The organism is Flavihumibacter profundi, from assembly GCF_020076305.1.
Taxonomy (GTDB): domain Bacteria; phylum Bacteroidota; class Bacteroidia; order Chitinophagales; family Chitinophagaceae; genus Flavihumibacter; species Flavihumibacter profundi.
Genome location: NZ_JAIQXE010000003.1, coordinates 558,103 through 580,786, shown reverse-complemented (window position 1 = coordinate 580,786; position 22,684 = coordinate 558,103). Strand labels below are relative to the sequence as shown.

Here is a 22,684-nt window from a genome sequence, read left to right as displayed (position 1 = left end):
CTTATATAGGCTGATTAGCTGTTTTGCCCTATTTTTGGAGCATTCCATAATTGCTCAACTTGAGATAAAATTGATTACCGAAAAACATTTATCACTCCGGGAGTTTAAAGAAATTGTTTGCGACGGGAAAGCTGTTGCCATAGACGGAGTTGTGTTGGATAAGGTATCCAGGAACCATGAATTTTTGAAAGGATTTGCTTCTAATAAAATAATTTATGGTATTAATACCGGCTTTGGCCCAATGGCCCAGTACCGGGTAAGTGAAGAAAACCTGGTTGCCCTTCAATATAACCTGATCCGCAGCCATAGTTCCGGAAGTGGCCGCCCTATTGATCCTATATTGGTTCGGGCCTTATTACTGGCCCGTTTGAATAATTTCCTGCAGGGCTACTCAGGGGTTCACCCCGAACTGGTGCATTTGCTGGTGGCCCTGCTGAATAAGCAGGTTTATCCTTGTATATACGAACATGGTGGCGTTGGCGCCAGCGGCGACCTGGTGCAATTGGCCCACCTGGCGCTTACCCTTATCGGTGAAGGTGAAGTGTGGTATAAAAATGAATTGCGCGATACGGCGGAAGTATTTGCGGAACTGGGAATTACCCCTTTGAAAATTCATGTTCGCGAAGGGCTCGCCCTCATTAATGGTACTTCTGCCATGACCGGAATTGCGCTGATTAACCTGTTGCAGGCTAAAAAATTGCTGGAGTGGTCTGTATTCCTGTCGGCAATGACAAATGAGGTTGTTGAAGCGTATGATGACCATTTCTCCCATGAATTGAACCATGTGAAACACCATCCCGGCCAGCAGGTGGTTGCAGCCATGTTACGCAAGCTGCTGGGCGACAGCCATATGATCCGGTCCCGGAAAAAACATTTGTATGAAGGGGATAAAATGGACCAGGATGTGTTTGAAGACAAGGTGCAGGAATATTATTCCCTTCGCTGTATAACCCAGGTACTGGGACCTGTTTTAGACACTATAACACAGGCTGAAAAAGTGATCCTGGCAGAGTTTAATTCAGTGAATGACAACCCGATTATTGATCATGAAAATGCCAATATATTCCACGGCGGCAATTTCCATGGCGATTATGTTTCCCTGGAAATGGACAAGTTGAAAATCGCCATAACAAAATTGTCCATGTTGTCTGAGCGCCAGTTGAACTACCTCCTGAATGCCAAGCTGAATGAGAAATTCCCGCCTTTCCTGAACCTCGGTACACTGGGATTGAACTTTGGTATGCAGGGCATGCAATTTACTGCTACATCTACTGTCGCCGAGAACCAGACCCTTTCCAACCCGATGTATATCCATAGCATTCCCAATAACAATGACAACCAGGATATCGTAAGCATGGGTTGTAATGCAGCCTTACTTACCCGCAGGGTGATCGGGAATTCCTTTGAAGTGCTGGCCATCCAGATGATGACCATTTTGCAGGCAGTGGATTACCTGGGTTGCACCGACCGGATGGCAGCTTCCACACTCAATATGTACAAACAAATCAGGGCTATTTTCCCGGTATTCATAGACGACCAGCCCAGGTACAAAGACCTGGAAAAGGTCAAGCGCTATTTTGAAAATGCCGAACCGGTGGTAACACATCCCGCAACTTCAACAATTGAGCGGGTTGCCTGAACTATTTTGTAAATTAAGCGCTGTAGTAAGGAGCACTCATCATTAAAAGTATAAGAGGTATGAAATCTGTCCTGGTAACCGGCGGGTCTAGGGGAATTGGAAGGGCTATATGTGTAAAGTTGGCTGCCCTTGGCTATTATATCCTGGTCAATTACAAAGGCAATGAAGCAGCTGCCCTTGAAACGCTGGCTCAGGTAAAGGCCCTTGGTGCAGATGGTGAACTGCTGCAGTTTGACGTACAGCAAAAAGAGCAGGTTAAAGAAGTATTGGGAGCCTGGATAGAAAATAATAAAGATAAAAACATTGAAATACTGGTGAATAATGCAGGCATCAAGGATGACACCCTGATGATGTGGATGAAAGACGAGCAATGGGAGAATGTGCTGGATACCAGCCTGGGCGGTTTTTTTTATGTTACCCGTGAAGTGCTTAGTGGAATGCTGCTGCGTAAGTCGGGACGCATAATCAATATCGTTTCGCTTTCGGGTATTAAAGGGATGGCCGGGCAAACCAATTATTCTGCCGCAAAAGCCGGTGTAATCGGCGCAACCAAGGCCCTTGCCCAGGAGATCGGCAAGCGCGGTATAACTGTAAATGCTGTTGCCCCCGGCTTTATTCAAACGGACATGACTGAAGGGCTGAATGAGAAAGAACTGAAGGCAATGATCCCGGTACAAAGGTTCGGGCAGCCCGCCGAAGTAGCGCATGCCGTGGCATTTCTTGCTTCCCCCGATTCGGGTTATATTACAGGCGTGGTTTTATCAGTAAATGGCGGATTATATACGTAGTCAGGTATGAACAGAGTAGTGATAACAGGATTGGGGATTTATTCCTGTATAGGGAAGAGCCTGGATGAAGTGCGGCAATCTTTATATGAGGGAAAATCTGGTATAGTGCTGGACCAGGAACGTAAAGCATTTGGCTACCGTTCAGGCCTGACAGGTTTTGTCGAAAGGCCGAACCTCAAGGGTTTGCTGGACCGCAGGGCAAGGATCATGCTGCCCGAGCAGGGTGAGTATGCGTATATGGCAACTGTCCAGGCCCTTCAACAGGCAGGGATAACCGAAGAAATTTTACTGCAGAAGGAAATCGGGGTTTTATATGGAAACGACAGTTCAGCAGAACCTGTTGTAACTGCCACTGACCTGATGCGTGAAAAAAAGGACACAACCCTTGTAGGCTCGGGCTCGGTATTCCAGACCATGAATTCTACGGTAACGATGAACCTGGCCACCATCTTCCATTTGAAGGGGGTCAATTTTACCATAAGTGCAGCATGTGCAAGCGGGTCTCACGCAATTGGCCTGGGGTATCATTTTATTAAGACAGGCTTACAGGAAACGATAATCTGTGGCGGTGCCCAGGAGTTAAATATTTTTTCGATGGGAAATTTTGACGCGCTTTCTGCGTTTTCTATAAGGGAAAATGATCCGGCCAGGGCCTCGCGTCCATTTGATAAGAATCGCGATGGATTAATTCCCAGTGGCGGTGCGGCAACAGTTATACTGGAAAGCCTGGATAGTGCATTGGAAAGGGGAGCGAATATCCTGGGTGAAGTGGTGGGGTATGGATTTTCCTCAAACGGGGGGCATATTTCCAATCCAACAGTAAATGGTCCGGTACGCGCCCTGAATATGGCCCTGAAAGATGCCGGGATGGATCCGGCTGAAATTTTTTATATCAATGCCCATGCTACTTCAACACCCGCAGGTGATTCGAGTGAAGCTCGTGCAATTGATGAAGTTTTTGGCACCAGCCGCCCCTATATAAGTTCAACAAAATCGATGACAGGGCATGAATGCTGGATGGCAGGGGCGAGTGAAATAGTTTATTCAATGTTGATGATGAATTATGGATTCATCGCGCCAAATATTAATTTTGAGGAACCGGACGAAGATTCGGCTAAATTGAATATTGTTACAAAAACGATTGAAAAAGAATTTAACAGCTTTCTGTCCAATTCCTTTGGATTCGGAGGAACAAATTCTTCTTTGATTGTGAAGAAATACAGTGAATAGTGAATAGTGAATAGTGAATGGTGAATGGGGAATTGTTAATGGGTGAGCAGGCTAAATAAGTGAATGATTATTGCATGATGAAATTGTACATGTTACCTAAATCGCGAATTTGTGATTGTCAAGCCATTGACCTGTTGACCTATTCCCTATTTATCATTCACCATTCACCATTTACCATTCACCATTCCCCCCTAACCTAAACATCGCAAAAAGAACCGCTATGACGACAGAAGTAATTGTAGAGAAGATTAACCATTTCCTGGTGGAGGAATTTGAAGTGGAAAGGGAAATGATTTCTCCTGAAGCAAGCCTGAAAGAAACACTTGCGCTGGATAGCCTGGATTATATAGACATGGTTGTGGTTCTGGAAAATAATTTTGGCTTTAAGGTTAAGCCCGAAGACTTTACCACTATCAACACCTTCCAGGATTTTTATGACTATGTTGTCCGTCGCATCAACGCAAAAGAACTGGTCTGATGCCTTCGTGGGAAGGAAAATCAAAAGCGACGCCACTTGGTTACAGGATCTTTGTCGTTGTGTTAAAAATTTTTGGCCTGCGGCCTGCCTACTGGCTGCTGGGTATTGTAGCCACGTATTATTTACTTTTTTCACAGGCCAGTACAAGATACCTGTATCAATATTTTCACCACCGTTTAGGGTTTGGTAAATGGGTATCCATCATTCATATTTACCGCAATTATTACCGTTTCGGGCAATCACTGATTGATAAGGTTGCTTTACAGGCCGGAATGGATACGCCTTTCAGTTTTGAATTTGAAGGCGAGAATTATTTGCGGGAAATGGTTGCCAATGGCCGGGGTGGTTTGTTGCTGAGTGCGCATATTGGTAACTGGGAAATCGCAGGGCATTTACTGAAGCGGTTAAACACTACCATCAATGTTGTGATGTACGATGGCGAACAGGAACAAATTAAAGCCTATCTCGAGAAAGTGACCGGTGGACGGAATATGAACCTGATTTTAATTAAAGAAGACCTTTCGCATATTTATGCGATCAGCGCAGCCCTGGATAACAACCAGCTGGTTTGTATGCATGCAGACAGGTTCGTGGCAGGGAATAAAACCGTGACCGCAAATTTTCTTGGTGCAATAGCACAGTTCCCTGCTGGCCCTTTTATCCTGGCATCCAGGTTTTCAGTGCCGGTTTCCTATGTTTTCGCATTTAAGGAATCCCGGAAACACTATCACTTGTTCGCCAGCAGGCCGGAACCTATGGAAGGGGTTGAGAAAAAAGTAAAAATGAAATTGCTGCTGGATAATTTTGTAACCGAAATGGAGGCCATGACGAGGAAATACCCCGACCAATGGTTTAATTTCTATGACTTCTGGAAAAAATGAGCCTGACCAACGATACCAGTATTACCCTGTTACTTCCGCAAAGGGCCCCTTTTGTAATGGTAGATCACTTGCTTCACGATGATGATGCGCTCACAAGGACTTCTTTCCTCGTAAAGGATGACGGGTTATTTGTGGAAGAAGGCCGGCTGGAAGCTGCTGCACTGGTGGAGAATATTGCCCAGACCGCTGCTGCGGGTGCGGGTTATAAAGCCAAACAGCACCAACGGCCCGTAAAGGTTGGGTTTATTGGCGCCATAAAGAACCTTGTGGTTAATTATTTGCCGCATGTGGGGCAAATAATTATTACAGAAACCAGGCTGGTCCATACAGTTTTTAATGTATCAATTGTAGAAGGCAGGGTGATCTGTGATGATGAAGTTATTGCCAGCTGCGAAATGAAAATTTTCCTGCAACCATAAAAACCGGATCATGAAACGGACCGCACAAGTAATCTATGCACTGCTTTTGCTTATTATGGCAAACTTTACAGTATCAGCACAAAACCAATCCGGGCCATTTGCAAAAGATGTGCCCATCCTGTATCTGGGTATTGACTTTACACAGGTAAAAGTCATAAATGATGCTTCAGCCACACCCTCCGATATCAAGAACCGCTATTTTGCAGGCATAAACCTGGTGGTGATTAGCGAAGTGAAAAAATACGACTGGCAGAAAGCCCTGGATAAAAGCAATTACAGCATTGACCTCGGTATTGTAACTGCCCGAAATGAGAAGATTGACGAAACAAAAATTTCTTCCAACAATACAGCCGATGAAACCCGGCTGAAGCCCGGCGATATTGAAAACTTACTGCAGCAATATGATTTTTCAGGGAAAAAAGGAATCGGCCTGGTTTTGTTTATGGAATCATTAAGCAAATCATCAGAGAACGGGACCATGTGGGTTACATTTGTGAATATGGATACCCAAAAGATGATCTTAACCGAAAAGATGACAGGTAAGGCCATGGGTTTTGGTTTCCGTAATTATTATGCCTATACTGTGTATAAAGTAATCCAGGACATCAAGAAGAACAAGCTCAGCGAATGGCGTAGCAAGTACGGTTCCTGAATAAATGTAAAGCCAATGAAACCCAGGTCACTATCAAACCGTACCGAGGTTGTTGTGAGATTTAATGAAGCCGATCCTTTGGGTATCGTTTGGCATGGCCATTATGTCCGGTATTTTGAAGACGGGCGGGAAGCATTTGGCCATGCTTATGGACTAAGTTACCTGGATGTGTATCACCAGGGATTTGTTGTGCCGATTGTTAATTTTCAATGCGACTATAAAAAATCTTTGCGCTACGGCGATAAGATGATTATTGAAACCACTTATAAACCTTGTGATGCAGCTAAATTATTGTTTAGTTACCAATTGTTTAATGCGGCCACTAATGAATTAGTTGCAAAAGGGTCTTCAGTGCAGGTTTTCCTTGACCTGAAGAACAATACGCTCCAGCTGACCAATCCCCCTTTTTTCCAGGCCTGGAAGGAAAAACATGAAATGACCTGAGCCAATGGCCCACAATGAAACCTATATAATTGCGCACCATATCCTGACGCCCCTGGGCAATGGAATCGCTGCTAATTGGCAGGCAATCAGTGAAAGCCGCTCAGGCGTTGCTTTGCAGTACCGGGATGGGTTTCGGGACCAACCTGTATGCGCGTCACTTTTTTCAGAGAGCCAATGGGCCGGCATGGGTGATTCCCTGCCTGCCGCTTTAACCCGTTTTGAGCAACTGCTGCTTTCTGCTTTGCAAGGGGCTTTAGGCCAGGTAAACATTGATTTATCCGGCAGCCGCACACTTTTGCTATTGGCCTCAACGAAAGGGAATATCGGGCTGCTGGCACCTGGCATGCCCAATCCGCAGGACCATGTCGGGCTTGTTCAATCGGCGCGTAAAATTGCCGGCTATTTGAATTACCACAGTCATCCTGTAGTGGTTTCCAATGCCTGTATATCCGGAATGACTGCCCTGCTTACCGCCAAACGGCTGATGGATGCAGGGCATTATGACCATGCTGTTGTGGCTGGCGCTGATTGTATTTCACCTTTTATTGTGGCAGGGTTCCGGTCTTTCCAGGCCCTGAGTGATGAAACCTGCAGGCCTTTTGACATCGACAGGAAAGGCATCAACCTTGGTGAGGGAGCTGCAGCGATTATATTGTCCAGAACCGCTTCTTCCATCCGGTTGTCTGCCGGAAGTACCAGTAGCGATGCCAACCATATTTCAGGTCCGTCGAGGACAGGCGAAGAAATGGCGCAAGCCATTATGACTGCTTTAGAAAGGGCAGGTTTGGGTTGCCGGGATATTGGGGGCATCTCCGCCCATGGTACAGCAACCTCGTTTAATGATGAAATGGAATCAAAAGCTTTTATGCTTAGCGGTCTGGAACATTCACCTGTATTCAGCCTCAAAGCGTATTTTGGACATACACTGGGAGCTGCAGGATTATTGGAATCTGCTATTGCTGTGGAGGCCCTGCAAAAAGGTATAATACCGGCATCAAAAGGTTACCGGAAGCATGGTGTTAGTCAGCCTGTTACCATAGCCGAAACAACCATTCTTGCTCCCGGAATGCGACATATTTTAAAAACAGGTTCTGGTTTTGGCGGTTGCAATGCCGCCCTGGTTTTCAGCAAAAACAATTAAAACTTTTCAGAATAGCATGAACCATTTCTCGAAGGATACTAAAACAGCCATTGAAGCAAAAGAAGAAGCCCAGCGGATCGCCTTTGGGCCTGTGATATTCCAGGCCGCCCAGGCTATGCGGAAAAATGGTTTATTACTAACCATCCGCAATGCCGGAAAAGAGGGCATAACCATTGCAGATGCTGCCCAAAAAACCGGATTGTCTGTTTACGGTGCCAGGGTACTGATGGAAGCCGCGCTGGGAATGGGTGTTTGTACCTTAAATGATGGAAAGTATGCGATCACAAAAACCGGATTTTTCCTGCTTTATGATGACCTGACGATTGCCAATATTGATTTTGTAGATGATGTATGCTACAACGGACTTGCATATCTTGAAGAAAGTATTGCTACCGGCAAACCGGAAGGGTTAAAAGTCTTTGGTAATTGGCCAACTATTTATGAAGGCCTTTCCAGTTTACCGGAACAGGTACAAAAAAGCTGGTTTGCTTTCGATCACCATTTTTCGGATGGTTCTTTTCCGGTGGTATTAAAATATGTACTGGCCCTTGACATTAAGAAGTTGATAGATATTGGCGGGAATACCGGAAAATGGGCTATTTCCTGCGTACAGCAATCACCGGGTATTGAGGTAACAATAATGGACCTGCCCGGCCAGTTGGCCATGGCAGAAAAAAGGATCAGGGAAATGGGTTATGCAGACCGGATCCATTTTCACCCGGTAAATATCCTGGATGAGCAGGAACAGTTCCCGAAAGGCCATGATGCGATCTGGATGAGCCAGTTCCTGGATTGTTTCTCTGAAACGGAAATTACGTCGATCCTTAAACGTTGCTATGCTGCCCTGGAAGATACCGGCTACCTGCTCATCCTGGAGAATTTCTGGGATTGCCAGAAGCATGCAGCCGCTGCTTTTTCCATCCAGATGACCTCCCTGTATTTTACGGCCCTTGCCAATGGGAACAGCCAGCTGTACGATTCGGAACTGTTTAAGAAATCGGTATTTGATGCAGGATTCACAATTGAAAAACAGATTGATTATATTGGCGAAGCCGGGCATACCCTGTTGATATGCCGTAAGGCAAAACCGGTCACTTAATTGGATAACCATAAAACCCCGAGTGTGAACAATATTAAAACAGACGTCCTTGTAATTGGCGCCGGTCCTTCAGGCACCATTGCCGCTTCAATCATAAAGCAGGCAGGATATTCGGTAGTAATCGTGGAGAAATTGAAATTTCCCCGCTTCGTAATTGGCGAAAGCCTGCTGCCGAGATGCATGGAAGCGCTGGAAGAAGCCGGTTTCCTGGAAGCCGTAAAAGCCAGGGGATTCCAGGAAAAAAACGGTGCCAAATTCGTTAAGGACGGGATGGTTTGTGATTACTTTTTTGCAGACCAGTTTACCAGTGGCTGGAACTGGACCTGGCAGGTTCCCCGGGCAGAATTTGATAAAACACTTGCTGATTGCTGCGAAGCAATGGGCATACCGCTTTATTATGAAACAACAGTAACCGGCATTGATTTTTCAGGATCCGATTCTGTAACTACAGTTCAGGATGCGGCAGGGAATATTTCCACTATTGAAGCCCGTTATATTGTTGACGGAAGTGGTTATGGCAGGGTTATCCCGAAGCTGTTCAATTTAGACAAGCCATCGAGTTTGCCCAGCCGGAGAGCCTTGTTTGCCCATATGCGCGATGACAACCGTGAATTAGCGCATGAGCCCAACCGTATTACAATCGTAACCCATAAGCCGGCTGTATGGATCTGGGTGATTCCATTCTCTTCAGGCATTACCTCAGTGGGATTTGTAGGCGATCCTTCATTTTATAAAGATTTCGCAGGAAATGATACCGAGGTATTTGATACCCTAATAAAAAAAGAACCCTACCTGGCGGAAAGGTTCACTGGTGCTGAGAAGATTTTTGAACCGCGCGTCCTGGAATCCTGGTCATCTTCTACGGAAAAGTTTTACGGGGACGGGTTTGTGCTGACAGGGAATGTAACCGAATTCCTGGACCCGGTATTTTCATCGGGCGTAACACTTGCATCGGTGTCGAGCCAGCTCGCTGCCCACCTGGTGATCAGGAAACTACAAGGAGAAGAAGTTGACTGGGATAAAGAATATATGGATATCATGATGCAGGGCGTAAACACCTTCCGCACTTATGTCAACTGCTGGTATGACGGTACCCTGGACAAGATATTCTTCGCGAAAGAACAACAACCGGATATCAAGAATATGATCTGCTCTGTTTTGGCCGGTTATGTTTGGGATATGGAAAATCCTTTTGTGAAAGACCATTACCACCAGGTTAAAAAACTGGCCCGTATACTGGATATGAAACAAATGCTGGAAGAAAAAGAATAAGCTTGAACATACCTGATACTTTATATATAGAAAGTGCCTGCAGGATTGTTCCCGGGCAGGCCTGGAAGGATGATGAACTAATCTTTGGGCAGGCAGGAACCAGCACGGAAAGCTTCCTGGTTGGCTTGTATAAAGAACTACAGGTAAACTACCCGAAGTGGTATAAGATGGACAGGCTTTCACAATTGGGGCTATTGGCTGCGGAGTTGTTGCTGCCCCGGACTTTGGGAGAAGCAGGGGCTAAACCAATGGATACTGCCATTGTTTTGTCAAACCGGCATTCGAGCCTGGATACAGATACCCGGTTTGCTGACCAGTTGGCCGATATTCCCAGTCCGGCTGTTTTTGTATATACCCTTCCTAATATTGTGATTGGTGAAATCACCATACGTTTTGGGATAAAAGGGGAACAGGCTTTTTATTTAATGGATAAACCTGATTGGGCATTTTTGCAACAGGTTACACAGGCGCTGTTTTCCGAGGGGCAGGTAAAATACTGCCTTCTGGGTTGGGTTGACCTTTTCCAGGAAAACTATGAAGCAGTTATGTTCCTGGTTAGTGCAAATGCCGGGGGAGGTGAATCCCGCAAAATTATGAACACAAAAAATTTATATCAATATCATGAACAGGGAGCAGTTAATTGAAGACTTAAAAGGACAGATCATTGAGCAATTAAATTTGCAGCAGGTTACCCCGGCTGATATAAAAGCAGATGACCCGCTGTTTAATGAAGGATTGGGGTTGGATTCTATTGATGCCCTGGAACTGATTGTATTGCTTCAGCAAAAGTATTCCGTTAAGCTGGCCAATGCTGAAGATGGCCCGAAAGTGTTTCAATCGGTTGGGTCTATTGCAGATTTCATCATCGCCACTAAGGCAGAAAAATCCTGATGATCAATTGGTACCTCCGGTATATATAGCAGGGCTTGGGGCAATTTCGGCCATTGGTAACAATGTGGCTGAAAACGTTTTATCGTTGCAATCCGGCAGGTCTGGCATTGGGAAGATTGAACACCTCTCCACCTTGCATAAAGAGGTGTTTCCTGTTGGTGAAGTGAAATCAGCTAATGAGGAATTGGCAGAACGTTGCGGCTGGACCGGCACCAACAGCAGGTCGGCCATGCTCGCTTATATCGCAGCAAGGGAAGCCCTTTTGGATGCGGGGTTTGATGGTGGTATGCCGTATCGCACCGGGCTGGTATCTGCCACATCGGTGGGTGGGATGGACCTTACAGAAAATTTTTACCCGGCTTTCCTGGAGAATAATCTATCGGGAAAATTGCGTAATGTAGTGCAACATGAATGCGGGGCTGTTACAGAACGCGTGGCCAAAGCCCTGGGTATAACCGAATTTGTGACCACCATAAGTACGGCCTGCTCCTCTTCTGCAAATGCCATAATGCTGGCGGCAAGAATGATCAGGCATGGGTTACTCGATATTGCCATTGCAGGCGGAACAGACGCCCTGTCAAAGTTTACCCTGAACGGGTTTAATACTTTGATGATCCTCGACCACCAGTTGTGCCAGCCGTTTGACCAGGGAAGAAGAGGCCTCAATTTAGGCGAAGGCGCAGGGTTTGTGGTATTGACCAGTGAAAAGGTAGCTGATGCTACCAGGCATAAAAAATATGCGAGGCTTACAGGCTATTGTAATGCAAATGATGCCCACCACCAGACAGCCTCTTCACCAGAAGGTATCGGTTCGTATACTGCCATGATGGGTGCCATGGCTATGGCCGGACTGGCACCGGGAGACATAGATTATATCAATTTACATGGAACAGGTACCCAGAATAATGATGCTTCAGAAAGTACGGCTCTTCACCGGATATTTGGAACAGCATATCCCCGTATGAGCTCAACGAAATCCTTTACCGGCCATACTTTAGCGGCCTGTGGCGGCATTGAGGCAGTTTACTCGGTACTTTCACTCGAAAGGCAGTGCCTCTTCCCCGGATTAAGGATTACAACGCCGGTAATAGAAAAGCCGGGGGTGATGGTTTCAGCATATACACCGGATGTCGCCCTCCGGAATGTGTTGTCAAATTCCTTTGGCTTTGGCGGTAATTGTTCATCACTGATTTTTTCACAAGCCTGATATGTATATAAATTCAGCATCTTCCATATCACCACAACGGAGCTTCCGGCAGATGGATCCATTAACCGGGCTGAAGGCTTTAAGCGGCAACCGGTTTACCTGCGAAGAGCCCGATTATATGCAACTTATCGAACCAAAGCTGATCCGGCGCATGAGCAGGATCATCAGGATGGGCGTGGCTACTGCAATGGATGCATTGGAGCAGGCAGGCGTAAAGGATCCTTCGGCTATCATTACAGGAACTGCTTATGGCTGCCTGGAAGATACCGGCATTTTTTTGCAGCGAATGGTAGAGAACAAGGAGGAAATGCTGACACCTACAGCCTTTATTCAATCAACCCATAATACGGTAGGCGCCCAGGTCGCCTTATTACTTAAGTGCCATTCCTATAATAACACGTATGTACAAAGGGGCCATTCATTTGAAACAGCCCTGCTCGATACAATGCTTTTATTAGGGGAAAACCCTGCTGCAAGTGTATTGGTTGGCTCTGCAGATGAAACGACGAACCAGAGTTTTGTCCTCCTGGAAAGGTTCGGGCTCTTCCGCCACCAGGCTTCGGGTGAGGGTGCCTGTTATTTTGTTGCAGGGGTATCACCAGCGGCCGGAAGCCTGGCAAAAATGGCCGGGCTAAAAACTATTTTCCAGCCCGGTGATCATGCTGTTGAAAAAGCTGTTCATTCACTCCTTTCACAAAACGGAATGAAACCGGCAGATATACATATTTTGTTAACCGGCAGGACAAATGAACCATCAACTGCAACTTATTATGGGATGGTGGAAAAAACGATTTTTCCTTTAACACCCGCCGGACAGTTTAAATCCCTTTGTGGTGAGTATCCAACAGCTTCGGCCTTTGCTTTCTGGCTGGCAGCTAAAATTTTAAAACAGCAATCAGTGCCTTCAATTATTTGTCCGTCTTTTACCGGTCAGCTGAAAAATATTTTAATATACAATATTGATACAGCCGGATATCATTCCCTAATGTTGCTGACGGCATGTTAAATTTCAGAAATACAACTATAGGTTTATTGTTGGGCGCATTGTTGCTTTGGTTTTTCAGTGCCCCGGTTTATAGTTATGGCCTGCTTCTTTTCATGTATTCACTCCTGCTTTTCTGGGGAAGTTACCGCGTAGATTCACAATTCTATATGCCTGTTACCTGCAAGGGAAATGGAGACAAAAAGGAAATTGCGCTCAGTTTTGATGACGGTCCGCATGATGCAATTACACCTGCAATCCTGGATGTGCTGAAAGAGAAGCAGGTGCCTGCTGCTTTTTTTTGTATTGGGAACCGGATAATTGGCAGGGAATCCCTCTTGCAAAGAACTCACCAGGAAGGCCACCTTGTTGGCAACCATAGTTATAGTCACCATACTTTATTTGATTTGTATGCTGCATCGAAAATGGAGAAAGATTTACGCCAGATGAACAAGGAAGCAGAACGTGTCCTTCAGCTGAAGCCAAATTTATTCCGGCCGCCATATGGAGTTACCAATCCCAATGTAAGTGCGGCTGTACAAAAAACCGGCATGAAGGCAGTGGGTTGGAATATCAGGTCACTGGATACCATTGTTAAAAATGAATCCCGTTTGTTTGCAAAGCTCCTCCGATCTTTACAGCCGGGTGCAATTATTTTATTTCACGATACTAAACAAATAACCCTGAACATTTTGCCGCAATTTATTGATGAAGCCAGGAGGAAGGGATACGAATTTGTCCGGCTCGATACATTAATTAACGAAGCACCTTATGCGTAAACTATTCCTTATTTTAATAATATCGGTAGTAGCAGGCAAAATGGCTATGGCACAATACAAAGGCTTCAGGCCTGTTGCCAGTTTAGATGCATTCAAATCTTCTTTTACAGCAGCATCCCAGGCAATTACCAGTATCAAAAGTGATTTTATCCAGGAAAAAAACCTTAGCCTGCTGTCTGAGAAAATTGTCTCCAGGGGAAAGTTCTGGTTTCGCCGTGAAAACCTGGTCCGCATGGAATACCAGCAGCCCTTTCAATACCTGATGATCCTGAATGGCAATAATGTGTACATAAAAGACGGGCAGCAGGAAAACAGGATCTCAGTAAAATCAAATAAACTGTTCCAGAAAATCAATAAAATAACGATCGATTGCATTAAAGGAACAATACTGGGTAATTCCGATTTTTCGGTAAATGCATTTGAAACCCAGCAGCAGTTCCTGCTTGAGATGACACCGGTTGCAAAGGACCTTACCGGTTTTTTTTCTAAGATTTTAGTCACGATAGACCGGAAAGATTATTCTGTGTTGAGCATTAATATGATGGAAACAGGCGGCGACAATACGCTTATCAGTTTTCACCAGAAAGAATTGAATACAACTATTCCCGATGCGGTTTTTGCTATTAAGTAGTTTGGTGCTGTTAACAGGCGCATGCACTAATTCGTATAAAACCTTACGGACAACTGCAGGCGATCCGCTATGCGTAGCGAAGTTCAGGCCTGTATTTCAATCCCAGTTGTATAAAGCCCAGGCTGTTGTAACCGGCCACAGGCTAAGTGGATTATTGCTGATTAAATCCATGGAAGACAGTACTACCAGGGTTGTATTTTCTGCTGAAACCGGGTTTAAATTTTTCGATTTTTCCTTTGGCGGCAGGGATGGTTTTAAAGTTGTTTACATCATGAAGAAGCTGGACAAAAAAGTGGTTGTGGACGCGCTCCGGAATGATTTCGACCTTTTGTTCCAGAGTTGGGTTGAGCCGGGTAAAGGAATGGTTAAAAAGGGAGAGCCGGGGTTGTACCATATGTTTTCAAAAGGGAGCAAAACAGCCTATTATATAACTGATTCAACATGTAGTAAATTGCTTCATTCAGAACTTGGTTCATCACGTAAAAAACTGGTTGAGGCATATTCGGTAAACACTAATGGGAATATACCCGATTCAATGTTTATACAGCACTATAATTTCGATTTCACGATTACCTTAAAAAAACTGGAACGCTAATGCTGATTGCAGATTTTTGTACTGTTTCTGGATTTGACCACAAGGATGGTACTATTAAGGCAGTGCTTAACTGGAATGCAGGGCATGCAATTTTCCAGGGGCATTTTCCCGGGCAGCCGGTAGTGCCTGGTGTTTGCATGATGCAACTGGTAAAGGAAATACTGGAAATCGGCCTGCAAAAAAAAATGGCCCTGCAGCAGGGCAGCCAGATGAAATTTTTACAATTTATAGATCCGCGTATCCAGCCATCAGTGGAAATCAGTTTGGATTATACCGAAAATGAATACGGGCAGTTATTGGTAAATGCAAGCTTGCAAATGGCGGGCACGGTATTTTTCAGGTTTTCGGGGCGTTATGCATTTTTATAAGCAAATGAGCGAAAATGCAAGTTCATCGCGTTTGTTGGTGTATCCATTAGAAAATGCGTTCTTCCATAATTCGCAGAATTCCTGCTTTTCATTAATTCCCATTTTCAGCCGCAACTCTTTAGCATCATGAACCTGGTACTTTTGCTGCATGGCAAAAGTGAAGGCATCAGCCTTTTTTTTATGAATAAGTAATGGTTCAGCCTTATTGGAAAGCGCCCTGTCGTAATAAGTAAACGCTTCAGTAAGCTGGCCGGACTTTGATTTAATATCCCCCTGTAATATAAAAAGTGAAGGGTTGGCAGGATCCAATGAAATGGCTTTATTAACCAACCGTATAGCTTCCGAAGTTTTATTTTGCCGCAGGTTCAGCATGGATAATTTCGATAAGATGAAGGCCTTCTCTTTTGTATTTGTGGTTTTCAGGGACCGCTTTTCAAGTTGGTCGTAATCTGCATTTGCTTCAGTTGTTTTATTCATGGCGAAATACGCATCGGCCCTTTCAAATAAAGCAATTACAGATTTGTTTTGCGCTTTTTCCAAAGCAGACTGGGCAGCAGCTATAGCCTCAGGGTACCGGTTTAAGCCATTCATTGCCCTTGCCTTACCGGCATTTCCATTTATAAGGGATGTACTGGTTTTGCAGGTCGCCAAAAGGCTGTCAAAATATAGAAGCGCGTCTTCATAGCTACCCAATTCATTGGCTGAATTGCCTTTTTTAAGGTAATCCAGGCAATTATCAGTTTTGGCTGTTTCCTGGGAAAAGCCAGGCATATATGCCGCCAAAAATATCAGTATCGTAGCCCATCGCCTCATCCTGAAATGTAACATAATTCGATAAATTATTAAACAAATGGGTGCCAAATGGGTAGCGCATATTAAATTTGCAGAAATGCTTGGGAATGAAACGTAGCGTGGTGGCATTATTTACCTTTTTTATACTTCTGGCTGGCCTCAATGGCTATAGTCAATGTTCCATCTGCACCAAAACTGCTCAGCAAATGGGGGAAAAGCCTGCAAAAGCCCTCAATTCAGGGATTGTTTACTTGGCAGCAACACCGCTGGCCATACTGGCTGTAATAGGTATGCGCTGGTGGAAATCCAATAAAGACATGTTCTGATTTTTTAATATCACCGTCGGGTTTGGAAGAGGTTTAGTAAATTAACCTGCAAATAACACCGAATGCGTCTTCTACTGTGGCTCCTGCTCATTTTACCCCTCCTTGCATCAACACAGCCACTTCCCTCTATTGAAGAAAAAGTGAAAGGACTCAGCAAAACCGAAGGCTGGATGCCTTATTATAAGGATGAACAACAGGGAAAATTGTGGTTAGAGGTAAACCGCTTAGACCAGGAATTATTATATGTGATTTCTTTACCGGCCGGACTGGGATCCAATGATATCGGGCTTGACCGCGGGTTGCTTGGTAACGGGCAGGTGGTCCGGTTTGAACGCAATGGCCGGAAATTACTGATGGTTGAGCCGAACTATAATTTTCGTGCAATAAGTAATGAACCTGCTGAAAGAAGAGCCGTAGAACAATCATTTGCCTCCTCGGTTTTATGGGGCTTTACTATTGAAGCAGCAACAGAAAACCGGGTATTAGTAGATGCCACTGAGTTTTTATTGCGTGACGCCATGAAAGCCACCCAGCGGATAAAAGCAATGAAACAAGGCAATTACGCCATAGATAAATCAAGGTCTGCCCTGTTTTATCCTGGCATAAAGAATTTTCCTTTAAATACAGAACTGGAAGCAACGGTTACACTGGTAAATACAGATGGGGAAGTGGGCAATTACATCAGGTCGGTATCAGCAGCAAGTGACGCAATAACCCTGCGCATGCACCATTCCTTTGTGCAGTTGCCCGATAACCAGTATAAGCCCAGGGTTTTTGATCCGCGATCCGGGTATTTTGGCATATCATTTTTTGATTTCAGTTCACCTGTGTCGGAACCCATTGAAAAGATGTGGATCTGCCGGCATCGTTTGCAGAAAAAAGATCCCTCCGCTGCAGTCAGCGAGCCGGTAAAGCCGATTGTCTATTACCTCGATAACGGAACGCCCGAACCCATCCGCAGTGCATTGCTTGATGGTGCAAGGTGGTGGAACCAGGCATTTACTGCAGCCGGTTACAAAGATGCTTTCAGGGTAGAAATACTACCAGACAGCGCAGACCCTATGGATATCCGTTATAATATGATAAACTGGGTGCATCGCAGCACGCGGGGCTGGAGTTATGGTGCAACTGTAACGGACCCGCGAACCGGTGAAATTATAAAAGGCAATGTTACCCTGGGTTCACTTCGGGTGCGGCAAGATTACCTGATAGCACAGGGCCTGCTTGCCCCTTTCGAAAATGGAGTGCCTGCAGATGATAAAATGCTGGCCATGGCCCTGGCCCGGCTCCGGCAGCTTGCAGCGCATGAAGTGGGGCATACCCTCGGGCTTATGCATAATTATGCATCCAGTGTGAGTAACCGCGCGAGTGTTATGGATTACCCGCATCCGCTGGTTACACTGGATGCCAGTGGTGAAATAGACCTGAAGCAAGCCTACGACAATAAAATCGGGGAATGGGATAAAGCGGCAATTGCCTGGGGGTACCAGGACTTTCCCGCCGGAACAAATGAACAAGCGGTACTTGGCACAATATTGAAGGGTGCTGAAAGCAGGGGATTGCAGTTTATAAGTGATCGTGATGCGCGGTCACCCGGGGGTGCACATCCCCAGGCCCATTTGTGGGATAATGGTCCGGATGCAGTGGCCGAACTGAAATCTGTAATGAAAGTAAGGGCGAAGGCACTTGCTGATTTCGGGGAAAAAAACATAAGGCCCGGAACACCAATGGCAATGCAGGAAGATGTTTTAGTACCCGTTTATTTATTCCATCGTTACCAGCTTGAAGCAGTGACAAAAATAATTGGCGGCATGAATTACAGTTATGCTTTAAGAGGTGATGGCCAATTGGTAACACGAATGGTGTCAAAAGAAGCACAGCTAAAAGCACTGGATGCCATTATACAGTGTATTGATCCATCCGTGCTGGCATTGCCGGCTAAAATTACAGAAGCGATTCCACCCCGACCGGCAGGCTATGAATTTACCAGGGAATTATTCTTCAAAAGGACCGGGCTGACCTTCGATGCCTTGTCACCTGCTGAAACTGCAGCAGACCTGCCGCTTTCTTTCTTATTTAACCCTCAAAGGCTGAGCAGGATGGAACAACAGGCAGTGTATGGCGGCTTAGGAGTTGCCGCGATGACAGAACGCCTGGTGAACCAAACCTATAATGCGAAAAGAAGAACAGGGATGGAAGGGTTGATCCAGGAGCAGAATGAGCAGGTTTTGCTGACCTATTTATTGGCAGGATCAGTTAATGAAGAATTGAACAGTGCTGCCCGTGGTGCACTGGTAAAAGCTTTGGCTGACCTTAAAAAAACAGTGGAACAAAAACAAAAGGGCGCAACCGACCCGCAACTTAAAGCACATTATGCCCTTGTATTATTTCGTATGAAAGAACCGGAAAAGGCGAAGCCAACCTTGCATGCAGCAATCCCCCCCGGTGCACCAATAGGCTGCGACCAGGATTAGTTGTGGAATTGCAGGACGAATTTATACAGGTTAAAGACATTTTTTTCCTGCAGGTTTTCAATGGCTTCTTTCAATCTCTGTTTATTGATATCTTTCATGCGGTTCCTTTCTATAAGGTGGTAAGCCCTTTCTGCAAGCAGCCATGATTTTTTGTCGGTGCCCAGGTGATAATGCAATACATTATTAATTGCAACCATTAATTCATCAATGCCTTGTTTTTTTGCTGCAATGGTTTTAATAACAGGGATGTTTTTGGCGTGGCCACTGAAAGCAGGGGCGAGCATGGCGTGAAGGTTATGGACAAATTGGTCGGCACCAGGCCGGTCACATTTGTTCACCACGAAAATATCAGCAATTTCCATTAGCCCGGCTTTCATGGTTTGTATTTCATCGCCGGCTTCTGGTACCAGCACAACAGTTGTAACGTCGGCAAGTCCGACAATCTCGATTTCACTCTGGCCAACGCCAACTGTTTCCACAATAATGAAATCAAATGGAGCAACTTTAAGCAGTTCGGTAATTTCAATAATATGCGGATGTAATCCACCCAAAGATCCCCGTGTCGCTAAAGAGCGGATAAAAACGCCGGGATGGTTATACCAGTCACTCATCCTGATGCGGTCACCCAAAACAGCGCCCATATTGAATGGAGATGAAGGGTCAATGCAAAGCACAGCCACTTTTTTGTCCTGGTCAATAATATACCCGATGAGCGCATCAGTCAGGGTGCTTTTACCGGCGCCTGGTGGACCAGTAATGCCTATAATCGGTGTGTTGAAATGGGGGAGCGAAACCATCAGTTCTTCATATCCGGGCACTTCATTTTCAACTAATGAAATAGCCCTGGCAATTGACTTAACATCACCAGACATTATGTCTTTGAGCATCTGGTCCCACATGGATTACTGATTCAATTAGGCTGATTTTATGTATGGATACCCGAAGATAATACTACAAATGATCAGGTATGATTAATATTTATTTCCATTTGTAGCCCTAATAATTTCAAAATGCCGCAAATGATTACTTTTACATTTTTTTAATAATACTGGCTGATATGACAACAACAAACGCATATATTCCCAAAGCCTGGGAAAATGTTAACTGCCCTTTCTGCAATTCAGGAGAATCGGATATCTATGAAAAGTTCGGCAGTACATATCAGTATGCCTATGTTACATGCCGTAACTGCGGCCTTATTTATACAAAGCCCAGGCCTAAATATGACCAGGACTTTTTAGACGCCGCATATGCATCCTACTACCAGTTTGCAGAGAATATTACGGTGAATGACCTGGACAATATCAAGGAATCTTCTTTAAAATTATTTGAAAAGGAAATTGTTCACCTCCTTAAATACGACAAGGAAAAAAAGGCGGTGCTGGATATCGGGAGTGGTATGGGAACATTTTTACTGGCTGCAAAAAAATATTATCCTGTTGCTGAAGGGATGGATGTATCGTTGAAGATGGCTGCATTTGTAGAGAAAAATATAGGGGTAAAAGTACATATTGGCCAATTTGAGAATTTCAACCCGCCGCATAAGTTTTCATTAATCCATATGAGTCATGTTATTGAACATATACCGAATCCAAATGAATGGGTACAGCATGCCAAAGAGCTGCTTACCCCGGATGGCATATTAGTAATCAATGTGCCTAACAAGTATAGTTTAAGTTTTCGGTTACAGCATTTCTTCTATAAAGCAGGACTGAAAAAACAATTTTCAGACACCTGGAGCGATCCGTCAAGAACACCGGATCATTTATTTGAGCCAACGATCAGGAGCATGAAATATTTCCTGGATAAGAACAGGTTTGAAATCCTTGAATACTATACTTATTCAAGGAAGGATGCAACTTCTGATAAAAACTGGCTGGCAAGGTTTATGCACAGGAGTTTGAAAATAGGCAGTAACCTGGCGTTTATTACAAAGCCAAAATCTGTGTAGGGGAGCATCCCAACGCGGCGGCGGAAATATTAAATTGTATGGTAATTCCTGAATTCGAAAAAACGCTTCCCTGTTATTTTTTCAGCATAGGTGAGCAGTTTATCCGTAAAGGGCATCTTTTTCTGTGAAGTGTCCAGTGTGAGGTTCCAGTTAGCCTGCTCAATCCTTTGTTTCATGCAGGCGGGGTGGGTGCCGGTAAATTTTGCGATAGAATCAAAGTCCGTAAAATCAAAAACATCTTTGGTGTCGTACCTGGCCTGCAATGTTTCATCATCATGCCAGAACTTACCGGTTTCCATCAATTTCCTCTTCATCTGTATTGGGCTTTTAACCCAGCCATAGTGATAAACCCAGGCGTCGATTTGTTTTACGTTTAATTTTTTGCCGTTTTTCCTGAATCCCTGTGCATCCCTGTAGGCCCGGATATTTTTATCATTCCTGATAATCCTGACTTCTTTATTATACCACTTCCGGCTATCGCCTATGTAATCATAAGTGCCATAAAAATGCAGGTAGTTAAACAACAAGCCTTCCACTTTATGGTTGTTCAAATGTTCTTTCGCAGCTGCAAGCACAGTGCTGTGGTATTTTTCATGAATGCATTCATCGCCCTGGATATAAAAAGCCCAATCACTGTCACTGCCTATGAGGTCAAAAGCTTTATTGGTTTCATCGGCCAATACCACACCCCCTTTTTTTAGTGCCGGGTTCCAGGTAGAATGGTGGATTTTTATTTTGGGGGAATTGATGTTCTTAATCAGTTGGTCGGTATCATCAGAACTATCACCGGCAAGTACAATGAATTCATCTACCATAGGCAGGACAGATTCGATGGCCTCTACAATCGGATAGTCATTGATTAAGGCATTTTTTATTATTGTGAATCCAGTTATTTTCATGGAATTTTGACTTATCGGATATGAGTGTTTGTTGAACCACGGCAAGTTAATTCAATATGCTATTCAGCCCGGTACATTTTACAAAGTACTAAAAGTTAAGATGACCAATTTCATTCCAATATTTCCATTAGGGATTGTAGTTTACCCCAAAGAAGCACTTAACCTCCACATTTTTGAACCCAGGTATAAGCAGCTGATCCAGGAATGTGCAGAACAAAAGAAAATGTTTGGCATACCGACCGTTATTAACCATAAGGTAGCTGAACTCGGGACGTTGATGCGGGTAACAGAAATTAGCAAGAAGTATGAAAACGGGGAGATGGATATTAAAACAGAAGGCGTTATGGTTTTCAGGATATTGGAAATGGTCAGAAATGTTCCGGATAAATTATATGGTGGTGCAATCGTTACCTATCCGGAAAATGCTGAAGGGCTCGGAAAACGCGGGCTGATGCAGAAAGTATTAGTTGGGATCCGGGAATTGCACAAGATGTTGCAGGTGAATAAAGAATTCAGCAAGCCTGATGACCAGCTGATAAGTTATGATGTGGCCCATCACGCGGGCATGTCGCTCGAACAAGAATACGAATTACTGGCCTTATTGCGGGAAGAGCAGCGGCAGGAATACCTTAAAAGACATTTGTATAAGGTATTGCCGATGATGGCCGACATGGAGGAGCTCAAGGAAAAAGTGAAGCTCAACGGGCACTTTAAAAACCTATCTTCGCTCGATTTAGATGTATAAA

26 protein-coding genes are annotated in these 22,684 nt (G+C 44.7%); 23 read left to right on the top strand and 3 right to left on the bottom strand.

The genetic code is table 11. The annotated features are described in order from the left end of the window. The first annotated feature begins 70 nt into the window (after positions 1–70). The 19 genes from LAQ65_RS17215 to LAQ65_RS17125 all read left to right on the top strand — a co-directional run bounded on the left by LAQ65_RS17215 (position 71) and on the right by LAQ65_RS17125 (position 15,496). Positions 71–1,639 (top strand): HAL/PAL/TAL family ammonia-lyase, encoded by a 1,569-nt coding sequence (locus tag LAQ65_RS17215; protein ID WP_224118240.1) that lies wholly within the window; start codon positions 71–73, stop codon positions 1,637–1,639. Between the two features lie 59 nt (positions 1,640–1,698). After that, entirely contained in the window at positions 1,699–2,427 is a 729-nt protein-coding gene (fabG, locus tag LAQ65_RS17210) for a 3-oxoacyl-ACP reductase FabG (protein ID WP_224118239.1), read from the top strand. 6 nt (positions 2,428–2,433) lie between these two features. Beyond that, positions 2,434–3,657, top strand: a complete 1,224-nt coding sequence (locus LAQ65_RS17205; protein ID WP_224118238.1) for a beta-ketoacyl-[acyl-carrier-protein] synthase family protein — start codon at positions 2,434–2,436, stop codon at positions 3,655–3,657. A gap of 220 nt (positions 3,658–3,877) precedes the next feature. After that, positions 3,878–4,135, top strand: a complete 258-nt coding sequence (locus LAQ65_RS17200; RefSeq protein WP_224118237.1) for an acyl carrier protein — start codon at positions 3,878–3,880, stop codon at positions 4,133–4,135. Further along, positions 4,135–5,016: an LpxL/LpxP family acyltransferase gene (locus LAQ65_RS17195; RefSeq protein WP_224118236.1), complete on the top strand. Its 882-nt coding sequence runs from the start codon at positions 4,135–4,137 to the stop codon at positions 5,014–5,016. Before LAQ65_RS17200 ends, LAQ65_RS17195 begins: the two co-directional genes overlap by 1 nt. Beyond that, complete coding sequence (locus tag LAQ65_RS17190) at positions 5,013–5,435, top strand: 3-hydroxyacyl-ACP dehydratase (protein ID WP_224118235.1); 423 nt, start codon at positions 5,013–5,015, stop codon at positions 5,433–5,435. Before LAQ65_RS17195 ends, LAQ65_RS17190 begins: the two co-directional genes overlap by 4 nt. A 10-nt stretch (positions 5,436–5,445) precedes the next feature. Further along, positions 5,446–6,087 (top strand): hypothetical protein, encoded by a 642-nt coding sequence (locus LAQ65_RS17185; RefSeq protein ID WP_224118234.1) that lies wholly within the window; start codon positions 5,446–5,448, stop codon positions 6,085–6,087. Between the two features lie 15 nt (positions 6,088–6,102). Next, the gene (locus tag LAQ65_RS17180) at positions 6,103–6,531 is read left to right on the top strand and encodes an acyl-CoA thioesterase (protein ID WP_224118233.1); all 429 of its coding nucleotides are present in this window, start codon (positions 6,103–6,105) and stop codon (positions 6,529–6,531) included. A gap of 4 nt (positions 6,532–6,535) precedes the next feature. Continuing rightward, on the top strand, positions 6,536–7,672 hold the full coding sequence (locus LAQ65_RS17175; RefSeq protein WP_224118232.1) for a beta-ketoacyl-[acyl-carrier-protein] synthase family protein: 1,137 nt from the start codon (positions 6,536–6,538) through the stop codon (positions 7,670–7,672). 16 nt (positions 7,673–7,688) lie between these two features. After that, positions 7,689–8,771 carry a methyltransferase gene (locus LAQ65_RS17170; protein ID WP_224118231.1) on the top strand — a complete coding sequence of 361 codons (1,083 nt, stop codon included), beginning with the start codon at positions 7,689–7,691 and terminating at the stop codon, positions 8,769–8,771. Between the two features lie 24 nt (positions 8,772–8,795). After that, entirely contained in the window at positions 8,796–10,043 is a 1,248-nt protein-coding gene (locus LAQ65_RS17165; protein ID WP_224118230.1) for an NAD(P)/FAD-dependent oxidoreductase, read from the top strand. Positions 10,044–10,045: 2 nt separating this feature from the next. Beyond that, the gene (locus LAQ65_RS17160) at positions 10,046–10,687 is read left to right on the top strand and encodes a hypothetical protein (protein ID WP_224118229.1); all 642 of its coding nucleotides are present in this window, start codon (positions 10,046–10,048) and stop codon (positions 10,685–10,687) included. After that, positions 10,665–10,934 carry a phosphopantetheine-binding protein gene (locus LAQ65_RS17155; protein ID WP_224118228.1) on the top strand — a complete coding sequence of 90 codons (270 nt, stop codon included), beginning with the start codon at positions 10,665–10,667 and terminating at the stop codon, positions 10,932–10,934. The genes LAQ65_RS17160 and LAQ65_RS17155 overlap by 23 nt, the downstream gene beginning before the upstream one ends. Then, complete coding sequence (locus LAQ65_RS17150; RefSeq protein WP_224118227.1) at positions 10,894–12,141, top strand: beta-ketoacyl-[acyl-carrier-protein] synthase family protein; 1,248 nt, start codon at positions 10,894–10,896, stop codon at positions 12,139–12,141. The genes LAQ65_RS17155 and LAQ65_RS17150 overlap by 41 nt, the downstream gene beginning before the upstream one ends. A 1-nt stretch (position 12,142) precedes the next feature. After that, on the top strand, positions 12,143–13,147 hold the full coding sequence (locus LAQ65_RS17145) for a beta-ketoacyl synthase chain length factor (protein WP_224118226.1): 1,005 nt from the start codon (positions 12,143–12,145) through the stop codon (positions 13,145–13,147). After that, positions 13,141–13,902 (top strand): polysaccharide deacetylase family protein, encoded by a 762-nt coding sequence (locus tag LAQ65_RS17140; protein WP_224118225.1) that lies wholly within the window; start codon positions 13,141–13,143, stop codon positions 13,900–13,902. The genes LAQ65_RS17145 and LAQ65_RS17140 overlap by 7 nt, the downstream gene beginning before the upstream one ends. Further along, positions 13,895–14,533: a LolA family protein gene (locus LAQ65_RS17135; protein ID WP_224118224.1), complete on the top strand. Its 639-nt coding sequence runs from the start codon at positions 13,895–13,897 to the stop codon at positions 14,531–14,533. The genes LAQ65_RS17140 and LAQ65_RS17135 overlap by 8 nt, the downstream gene beginning before the upstream one ends. Next, the gene (locus LAQ65_RS17130; RefSeq protein WP_224118223.1) at positions 14,511–15,128 is read left to right on the top strand and encodes a hypothetical protein; all 618 of its coding nucleotides are present in this window, start codon (positions 14,511–14,513) and stop codon (positions 15,126–15,128) included. Before LAQ65_RS17135 ends, LAQ65_RS17130 begins: the two co-directional genes overlap by 23 nt. Further along, positions 15,128–15,496 (top strand): hotdog family protein, encoded by a 369-nt coding sequence (locus LAQ65_RS17125; RefSeq protein ID WP_224118222.1) that lies wholly within the window; start codon positions 15,128–15,130, stop codon positions 15,494–15,496. The genes LAQ65_RS17130 and LAQ65_RS17125 overlap by 1 nt, the downstream gene beginning before the upstream one ends. Here the strand turns inward: LAQ65_RS17125 and LAQ65_RS17120 are convergent. Continuing rightward, positions 15,491–16,324 carry a tetratricopeptide repeat protein gene (locus tag LAQ65_RS17120; protein WP_224118221.1) on the bottom strand — a complete coding sequence of 278 codons (834 nt, stop codon included), beginning with the start codon at positions 16,322–16,324 and terminating at the stop codon, positions 15,491–15,493. The genes LAQ65_RS17125 and LAQ65_RS17120 overlap by 6 nt on opposite strands. A gap of 71 nt (positions 16,325–16,395) precedes the next feature. Here LAQ65_RS17120 and LAQ65_RS17115 point away from each other — a divergent pair, with 71 nt between their 5' ends. Both LAQ65_RS17115 and LAQ65_RS17110 read left to right on the top strand, forming a co-directional pair. Continuing rightward, positions 16,396–16,614, top strand: a complete 219-nt coding sequence (locus LAQ65_RS17115; protein ID WP_224118220.1) for a hypothetical protein — start codon at positions 16,396–16,398, stop codon at positions 16,612–16,614. A gap of 62 nt (positions 16,615–16,676) precedes the next feature. Then, positions 16,677–19,088, top strand: a complete 2,412-nt coding sequence (locus LAQ65_RS17110) for a zinc-dependent metalloprotease (protein ID WP_224118219.1) — start codon at positions 16,677–16,679, stop codon at positions 19,086–19,088. On the opposite strand, the gene meaB is transcribed toward LAQ65_RS17110, so the two are convergent. Further along, complete coding sequence (meaB, locus tag LAQ65_RS17105) at positions 19,085–19,987, bottom strand: methylmalonyl Co-A mutase-associated GTPase MeaB (protein WP_224118218.1); 903 nt, start codon at positions 19,985–19,987, stop codon at positions 19,085–19,087. The genes LAQ65_RS17110 and meaB overlap by 4 nt on opposite strands. A gap of 158 nt (positions 19,988–20,145) precedes the next feature. Between meaB and LAQ65_RS17100 the strand changes: the two genes are divergently transcribed. Further along, positions 20,146–21,039 carry a methyltransferase domain-containing protein gene (locus LAQ65_RS17100; RefSeq protein ID WP_224118217.1) on the top strand — a complete coding sequence of 298 codons (894 nt, stop codon included), beginning with the start codon at positions 20,146–20,148 and terminating at the stop codon, positions 21,037–21,039. Between the two features lie 29 nt (positions 21,040–21,068). On the opposite strand, the gene LAQ65_RS17095 is transcribed toward LAQ65_RS17100, so the two are convergent. Then, positions 21,069–21,938: a glycosyltransferase family protein gene (locus LAQ65_RS17095; RefSeq protein WP_224118216.1), complete on the bottom strand. Its 870-nt coding sequence runs from the start codon at positions 21,936–21,938 to the stop codon at positions 21,069–21,071. 100 nt (positions 21,939–22,038) lie between these two features. Between LAQ65_RS17095 and LAQ65_RS17090 the strand changes: the two genes are divergently transcribed. Further along, positions 22,039–22,683 (top strand): LON peptidase substrate-binding domain-containing protein, encoded by a 645-nt coding sequence (locus LAQ65_RS17090; protein WP_224118215.1) that lies wholly within the window; start codon positions 22,039–22,041, stop codon positions 22,681–22,683. Position 22,684: the final 1 nt, after the last annotated feature.

Coding starts and splice junctions, on each gene's coding strand:
- LAQ65_RS17205 (WP_224118238.1), top strand. CDS start 2,434: ATGAACAGAGTAGTGATAACAGGATTGGGGATTTATTCCTGTATAGGG.
- LAQ65_RS17125 (WP_224118222.1), top strand. CDS start 15,128: ATGCTGATTGCAGATTTTTGTACTGTTTCTGGATTTGACCACAAGGAT.
- LAQ65_RS17190 (WP_224118235.1), top strand. CDS start 5,013: ATGAGCCTGACCAACGATACCAGTATTACCCTGTTACTTCCGCAAAGG.
- LAQ65_RS17100 (WP_224118217.1), top strand. CDS start 20,146: ATGACAACAACAAACGCATATATTCCCAAAGCCTGGGAAAATGTTAAC.
- LAQ65_RS17200 (WP_224118237.1), top strand. CDS start 3,878: ATGACGACAGAAGTAATTGTAGAGAAGATTAACCATTTCCTGGTGGAG.
- LAQ65_RS17095 (WP_224118216.1), bottom strand. CDS start 21,938: ATGAAAATAACTGGATTCACAATAATAAAAAATGCCTTAATCAATGAC.
- LAQ65_RS17140 (WP_224118225.1), top strand. CDS start 13,141: ATGTTAAATTTCAGAAATACAACTATAGGTTTATTGTTGGGCGCATTG.
- LAQ65_RS17155 (WP_224118228.1), top strand. CDS start 10,665: ATGAACAGGGAGCAGTTAATTGAAGACTTAAAAGGACAGATCATTGAG.
- LAQ65_RS17175 (WP_224118232.1), top strand. CDS start 6,536: ATGGCCCACAATGAAACCTATATAATTGCGCACCATATCCTGACGCCC.
- fabG (WP_224118239.1), top strand. CDS start 1,699: ATGAAATCTGTCCTGGTAACCGGCGGGTCTAGGGGAATTGGAAGGGCT.
- meaB (WP_224118218.1), bottom strand. CDS start 19,987: ATGTGGGACCAGATGCTCAAAGACATAATGTCTGGTGATGTTAAGTCA.
- LAQ65_RS17195 (WP_224118236.1), top strand. CDS start 4,135: ATGCCTTCGTGGGAAGGAAAATCAAAAGCGACGCCACTTGGTTACAGG.
- LAQ65_RS17120 (WP_224118221.1), bottom strand. CDS start 16,324: ATGTTACATTTCAGGATGAGGCGATGGGCTACGATACTGATATTTTTG.
- LAQ65_RS17135 (WP_224118224.1), top strand. CDS start 13,895: ATGCGTAAACTATTCCTTATTTTAATAATATCGGTAGTAGCAGGCAAA.
- LAQ65_RS17090 (WP_224118215.1), top strand. CDS start 22,039: ATGACCAATTTCATTCCAATATTTCCATTAGGGATTGTAGTTTACCCC.
- LAQ65_RS17110 (WP_224118219.1), top strand. CDS start 16,677: ATGCGTCTTCTACTGTGGCTCCTGCTCATTTTACCCCTCCTTGCATCA.
- LAQ65_RS17185 (WP_224118234.1), top strand. CDS start 5,446: ATGAAACGGACCGCACAAGTAATCTATGCACTGCTTTTGCTTATTATG.
- LAQ65_RS17145 (WP_224118226.1), top strand. CDS start 12,143: ATGTATATAAATTCAGCATCTTCCATATCACCACAACGGAGCTTCCGG.
- LAQ65_RS17115 (WP_224118220.1), top strand. CDS start 16,396: ATGAAACGTAGCGTGGTGGCATTATTTACCTTTTTTATACTTCTGGCT.
- LAQ65_RS17180 (WP_224118233.1), top strand. CDS start 6,103: ATGAAACCCAGGTCACTATCAAACCGTACCGAGGTTGTTGTGAGATTT.
- LAQ65_RS17170 (WP_224118231.1), top strand. CDS start 7,689: ATGAACCATTTCTCGAAGGATACTAAAACAGCCATTGAAGCAAAAGAA.
- LAQ65_RS17130 (WP_224118223.1), top strand. CDS start 14,511: ATGCGGTTTTTGCTATTAAGTAGTTTGGTGCTGTTAACAGGCGCATGC.